Genomic DNA, 6,300 nt, shown 5'->3' with positions numbered 1-6,300 from the left:
GGTGTCCATCAGCGCGCGGGAGGCGGTCAGGAAGGCCCGCCAGGTGCGCTGCTCGTCGGGGTCAGATCGGGCCGATCACCCCGGAGGGGATCAGAACGCCTCCTCCGGGAGGTCCATGATCTCCAGGTCGGTGCCCTCGATGATCCGCCGGTCGGCGCCGATGCGGGGCAGCACCTCGCGGGCGAAGAACCGGGCGGCGGCCACCTTGCCGGTGTAGAACGCCTTGTCGGCGGCGGAGACCTCGCCGGCCAGGGCACGCAGCGCCACGTCCGCCTGCTTCTGGAGCAGCCAGCCGACGACCAGGTCGCCGATGGCCAGCAGGAAGCGACGGCTGCTCAGGCCGACCTTGTACAGGTTGCGGGCGTCGCCGCCCTGGGCCTCCGCGAGCCAGCCGGTCATTACGCCGAGGATGTTCTGGATCTCGGCGAGCGCCTTGCCCAGCGCCTGCCGCTCCTCCTTGAGCTGGCCGTTGCCGGCCTCGGTGGCGATGAACTCCTGGATCTCGCCGGCGACCGCCATCAGGGCCTTGCCGTTGTCCCGGACGATCTTCCGGAAGATCAGGTCGAGGCTCTGGATCGCGGTGGTGCCCTCGTACAGGGTGTCGATCTTGGCGTCGCGGACGTACTGCTCCAGCGGGTAGTCCTGGAGGAAGCCGGAGCCGCCGAAGGTCTGCAGCGACTCGTGCCCCAGCAGCTCGTACGCGCGCTCCGAGCCGACGCCCTTGACCAGCGGGAGGAGCAGGTCGTTGACCCGCTTGGCCAGCTTGGTGGCCTTCTCGTCACCGGCCGCCTCGGCGATCGCGACCTTGTCCTGCCAGCTGGCGGTGTAGCAGACCAGCGCGCGCAGGCCCTCGGCGTAGGACTTCTGCAGCAGCAGCGAGCGGCGCACGTCCGGGTGGTGGGTGATGGTCACCCGCGGAGCGGTCTTGTCGGCCTGCTGGATCAGGTCGGCGCCCTGCACCCGGTTCTTGGCGTACTCCAGGGCGTTCAGGTAGCCGGTGGAGAGGGTGGCGATCGCCTTGGTGCCGACCATCATCCGGGCGTACTCGATGATCATGAACATCTGCCGGATGCCGTCGTGCTTCTCGCCCAGCAGCCAACCCTTGGCCGGCACGCCGTGCTCGCCGAAGGTCACCTCGCAGGTGTTGGAGACCTTCAGGCCCATCTTGTGCTCGACGTTGGTGGCGTAGACGCCGTTGCGCTCGCCCAGCTCGCCGGTGTTCTCGTCGAAGTGGTACTTCGGCACCACGAAGAGCGACAGGCCCTTGGTGCCCGGGCCGCCGACGCCCTCGACGCCGACCGGGCGGGCCAGCACGTAGTGGACGATGTTGTCGCTCAGGTCGTGCTCACCGGAGGTGATGAAGCGCTTCACGCCCTCGATGTGCCAGGAGCCGTCGGGCTGCTGGATCGCCCGGGTCCGACCGGCGCCCACGTCCGAGCCGGCGTCCGGCTCGGTGAGCACCATGGTGGAGCCCCACTGCTTGTCGATGAAGAGCCGCGCCCACTTCTTCTGCTGCTCGGTGCCCTCGACGTGCAGCACGTGCGCGAAGGACGGGCCGGAGGCGTACATCCAGATGGGGGCGTTGGCGCCCAGCACCAACTCGGCCAGCGACCACCAGAGCGCCCGCGGGGCGTTGGTGCCGCCGAGGGCCTCGGGGAGGTCCAGCCGCCAGAACTCGGAGTCCATGAACGCCTGGTACGACTTCTTGAACGACTCCGGCAGCGGCGCGGTGTGCGTGGCCGGGTCGAAGACCGGCGGGTTGCGGTCGCTGTCCGTGTAGCTGGCCGCGAGGTCCTCGCGGGCCAGGCGGTCGACCTCGGAGAGGAAGCTGCGGGCGGTGTCGACGTCCAGGTCCGAGTACGGCTCCTGCCCGAACGTCCGGTCCGCCCCGAAGACCTCGAACAGGTTGAACTCGAGGTCCCGAAGGTTGCTCTTGTAGTGGGTCATGCTCGCTGGCCCCGCTTCCGGACAGGTGTTACCGATCAGTAACCCAGACTGTATTACTCACCGGTAGCCACCGACAAGCCGATCCGGGAAGTGACGGCGATTACACACCTGTGGTTCAGCTCTCGTTCGGACGTGCGGCGGGACGGCGAAGGGCGGGCGACTCACGCCTCCGCCGCGCCGACCTCCCAGCTCGGCACCGGTACGGTCGCGCCGGTGCGCGGGCCGGTGTACTCCATCAGGACCAGCGCGATGTCGTCGTCCAGCCGGCCGTGCACCCACTCCACGAGCGCGGTCTCCAGTGAGGCGAGGCCGTCGCCGACCGTGCCGTGCCCGAGCAGCCGCCAGGCCCGGTCGGCGGTCGGGAAGAACTCCCCGTCGCGCCGGGCCTCACCGAGCCCGTCGGTGAAGAGCAGCAGCCGGTCGCCGGGCTCCAGCCGTTCCACCCGGGGCCGGACCACCGGCATGAAGCCCAGGGGCGGGGCGGGTGCCGGCGGCTCCAGCGGGATCACCGCGCCCCGGCGCAGCAGCAGCGGTGCCGGGTGGCCGCAGTTGACGATCGTCAGCGTGCCGCCCCGTTCCTCCACCAGGGCCGCCGTGACGAAGTCCTCGTCGCCCACGTTGCGGGCCACCGCCCGGTCCAGGTCGGCCACCACCGCGCGCAGGTCGGCCCGCTCATACGCGACGTGCCGGTACGACCCCAGCACGATGCTCGCCAGCCGGACGGCGTCCAGCCCCTTGCCCCGGACGTCCCCGATGATCATCCGCACGCCGTACGGGGTGTCGATGGCCTCGTAGAGGTCGCCGCCGATCTCGGCGGTGGCCGTCGAGGAGATGTACCGGGCGGCCACCGCGAGGGTGCCCACCTGCGGCCCGAGCGGCCGCAGCACCGCCTGCTGGGCGACCGACGCCAGCTTGGACAGCTCGGCGATCTGCTCGGCCTGCCGCTGCCGCAGCGCCGCCACCGCCGCCGCGACCCCGCTGGCGAAGGCGATCCCGGCGAGGTCGACGGCGGTGACCAGCGACGCGGTGGGCTCGGCCAGCGCGAAGCTGGACCCGAGCACCACGGCGACCAGGCCGATCCCGAGCACCGCCCGCCAGGAGGCGAAGGCCGCCGCCAGCAGGGGGGCGCCCATCATCAGCGCCACGTAGTGCGCCTCCCGCCCGTCGCCCAGCTCCGCCACCGAGATGATCGTGAGCAGGCCGAGGGCCGCGCCGACGCCGGCGCGGGATCCGGGACTCAGCGGGCCGCGGCCCGACTGGAAGGCATGCGTGCGTACGAGGGACAGCATGCCTGATGGACGTGGACCGGTGAATGAACCTGACCCCTCGATTGAGGGTGTTCCGACCGGCCGGTCGGTCATGACGGGCCGATCGCCGTCAGCCGAGGACCTCGTACTTGACGGTCAGCTCACCCAGGCTCGCGGAGGCGATGGTCTCGAACGCGGCCCGGGACAGGTCGAGGCAGCGCCCCTCGATGAACGGGCCACGGTCGTTGATGCGGACCGTCACCGACTTGCCGCTGGCCGGGTTGGTGACCCGGACCCGGGTGTCGAACGGCAGGGTCTTGTGCGCGGCGGTCAACGCGTTCGGGTTGAAGGTCTCCCCGTTGGCCGTCAGCTGGCCCTCGGCGTAGAAGGACGCCCCGCAGGAGCCGCTCTGCACCACGGTGACCTTCGGCGCGGCCTTCTTCGTCGTCGCGCTCGGCTTCGGCGCGGCGGTGCGGGTCCTGGCGCGCGAGGCCGCCTGGGCGGACCGGGTGGCCTTCGGGCTGGCCGTGACGGTCGGCGACGGGCTGGCGGTCGGGGCGGCGCTCGCGCTCGGCGAGGCGGTGGCGCTGGGGCTGACCGCGGCCGGCACGGTGTCGGCGACGACGGGGGCCGCCGCCTCGCCGGAGGTCAGCTGCACGGCGCCGACGGTGCCGCCGACGGCGAGCGCGACGCCCACGGCGGCGGTGGCGGCGATGCCGGCCGGCGAGGAGAACATGCGGGTACGGGAGTGCCTACCAGCCACCGGACCGGTCCTTTCGTCGGCTGAACAAATCGGGTCGGACCGTAACGAGAGAAGCACTTCCGAAGTCAACGTGATCATGGTGGTATGGCCCGAATTACAGGGATACGAGTAGCCGATCATCCGAGGTCGCGGGGGCCGGACGGGCCAGCGACTCCCGGGTGGCGGCGCTGGGTGAGGATGGGCGAATGCCCGATGAGCTGCGCCGACGGCTGACCGAGCTGTTCCGCTGGGTCGATCCGGGGCCGGGCAGCAGCCACCTGGTCAGCGACGTCTCCGGCTGGTGGCGCGACCCGCAGGTGCTGGCCGGGCTCGGGCCGGCTCTGGTCGCGCCGTTCCGCGACGCCCGGCCGACCGTGGTGGTGGCCCCGGCCGTCACCGGGCTGATGCTCGGCCCGCTCGCCGCCACCGCCCTCGGGGTGGGGTTCGTCCCGGCACACAAGCCGGGCGACGGCCGGTTGCCGGCCGGGCCGCTCACCTGGGCGCGGAGCGAGTCGGACTTCCGCGGCCGGCAGGTGGACCTGGCCGTGGTGGACCGGCGGCTCGGACCGGACGACCGGGTGCTGGCGGTGGACGACTGGGTCGCCACCGGAGCACAGCTGCGCGCGATCCGGGAGATCTGCGCGAGCCGGGGCGCCACCTGGCTCGGCGCCTCGGCCGTGGTGCGGGACTGCCCGCCGGAGGTGACCCGGGAACTCCGCCTGCACGGGCTGCTCGACGCCGCCCGGCTGCACGCTTGACCTGAAGCGCGCTTCAGGTCCGACGATCGGCGCATGGACCACGGCATCCTGGACGAGGCGTACCGACGGCTGCACCGCACCGGCCCCGAGTTCGAGGGCTGGCTCTCCAACCACGGACCGATGGCGGTCGAGGCGCTGGTCCGGCACGGCCACGACCGCAGCGTGCACCGCTGGCTGGACGACTACCTGCGCCGACTCGACGAGCTGCCGCGCGGCCGGCGGCGGATCGAGGACTGGCGAGAGGCCCTCGGTGATCCGAAACGCGCCGGCGACTGGCTCGCCCACTTCGACCGGGAGCTGCGCGAGCACCCCTGGCGCGAGGTGCTGGGCACCTGGTGGCCCCGGCTGCTGCCCGGCATCGCGGCCGGCGCGACCCACGGCGTCATCCGGGTCGGCCACGCCGTCCGGGCGCTCCACGAGGGTGGAGCCGGCCCGGACCGGGTGGCCGAACTCGGCCAGGCCCTCGGCTACTGGGCGGCCCGCTGGCAGCCGGTGCCGGGCCTGCGCCTCGACGCGGCGTCCCACCCGGACGGTCCCGACGCGGCCACCGCGCTGGCCTCGGTGCCCCGGCTCGACGACCGCACCGGCGGCATCCGGGACCGGCTGGCGCGGCTGGCGGGCGTACCCGGGTGGGACGGGGCGGTGGCGGCGCCGCGCCCGGCCCGGACGCCCGCCGACGCGGAGCGGGGGCTGGTCGCGCTGGTCCACCGGGCCGCGCTGGACTACCTGCGGTACGGGCACGAGAACCCGGTGATGTTGGTGCACGCGGTGACCGCACCCACGGCGGTGCTGCGGACCCTGCCGGCGCTCGATCCGGCGCTCTGGGCGCCCAGCCTCACCGCAGCGTGGTCGGCCACGGCGGCGGTGACCGCGGTGTACGCCCCGCCGCGCGGCACGGCGATCCCGGCGATCACCCCCGGCACCCCGGCGGAGGTCTTCGCCCGGGCCGCCCGCCACGGCGACGCGCACGTGGTCAAGCTGGCCGACGCCGTGCTCGACGCGCACGCGGCGACCGGCGACGAACGGGTGCTCGCCGCCGCCGGGTACGCCGGTCAGCTGATCTGAACGAACTCCTCCACCACGGTGCAGACCCGGCCCAGCGCCTCCGCCGAGCGGGCCAGCGGACCGGGCACCAGCAGCCAGTGATCGGCGTCCGGGATCTCCAGCACGTGCGGAGTGAGCCGACGCGCGACCGCGCCGTCCCACAAGGAATCGGCGGTTCCGCCCACCAGCAGGAACGGCGCTTCCGCCCGGCCCAGCGCGTCGACCACCTCGGGCCGGTGCAGCAGCGGGGTGAGCCATACCGCGGGCAGCTTGCGCGCGGCGGCGAGTGGGGCGGCCAGCGAACCGAGCGACTTGCCGACCAGCAGGTCGGTCGGCGTGGCCAGGGTCGGCTCCACCTGACCCGCGACCCACTCCACGGCGGCACCGGGACCGTCGGCGTCCGGCGCGAAACGCTCGGGCACCTGCCAGCTGATCTCATGGACGTCGAAGCGCAAACGCCGCAACGCCTCGCCCGTGTACGCGAACAACGGGTACCGGGTGTCGTAGCCCCGCCCGGGGATGAGCACCGCGCGCCGATCCGCCATGGTCAATCTCCTTCCAC

The 6,300-nt window shown here is 73.0% G+C and carries 6 protein-coding genes; 2 read left to right on the top strand and 4 right to left on the bottom strand.

What is annotated here, in order from left to right; translation table 11 throughout:
* Positions 1-90: 90 nt before the first annotated feature.
* From V6U88_RS16575 to V6U88_RS16565, 3 genes are all read right to left on the bottom strand, one after another.
* Positions 91-1,947 carry an acyl-CoA dehydrogenase gene (locus tag V6U88_RS16575; RefSeq protein ID WP_334453970.1) on the bottom strand — a complete coding sequence of 619 codons (1,857 nt, stop codon included), beginning with the start codon at positions 1,945-1,947 and terminating at the stop codon, positions 91-93.
* 161 nt (positions 1,948-2,108) lie between these two features.
* Entirely contained in the window at positions 2,109-3,236 is a 1,128-nt protein-coding gene (locus tag V6U88_RS16570; protein ID WP_334453969.1) for a PP2C family protein-serine/threonine phosphatase, read from the bottom strand.
* A gap of 88 nt (positions 3,237-3,324) precedes the next feature.
* Complete coding sequence (locus V6U88_RS16565) at positions 3,325-3,957, bottom strand: septal ring lytic transglycosylase RlpA family protein (RefSeq protein ID WP_334453968.1); 633 nt, start codon at positions 3,955-3,957, stop codon at positions 3,325-3,327.
* 185 nt (positions 3,958-4,142) lie between these two features.
* Here V6U88_RS16565 and V6U88_RS16560 point away from each other — a divergent pair, with 185 nt between their 5' ends.
* Positions 4,143-4,694: a phosphoribosyltransferase gene (locus V6U88_RS16560; RefSeq protein ID WP_334453966.1), complete on the top strand. Its 552-nt coding sequence runs from the start codon at positions 4,143-4,145 to the stop codon at positions 4,692-4,694.
* Between the two features lie 33 nt (positions 4,695-4,727).
* Positions 4,728-5,759: a questin oxidase family protein gene (locus V6U88_RS16555; RefSeq protein ID WP_334453965.1), complete on the top strand. Its 1,032-nt coding sequence runs from the start codon at positions 4,728-4,730 to the stop codon at positions 5,757-5,759.
* Here the strand turns inward: V6U88_RS16555 and V6U88_RS16550 are convergent.
* The gene (locus V6U88_RS16550; protein WP_334453963.1) at positions 5,747-6,283 is read right to left on the bottom strand and encodes an alpha/beta hydrolase; all 537 of its coding nucleotides are present in this window, start codon (positions 6,281-6,283) and stop codon (positions 5,747-5,749) included. The two genes, V6U88_RS16555 and V6U88_RS16550, sit on opposite strands and share 13 nt — an antisense overlap.
* Between the last annotated feature and the right edge of the window lie 17 nt (positions 6,284-6,300).

Source organism: Micromonospora sp. CPCC 205739 (genome assembly GCF_036906795.1).
In the GTDB taxonomy this organism is placed as follows: Bacteria; Actinomycetota; Actinomycetes; order Mycobacteriales; family Micromonosporaceae; genus Micromonospora.
The sequence above is the reverse complement of the archived record's forward strand: the minus strand, read 5'-3'. Positions and strand labels throughout refer to the sequence as shown.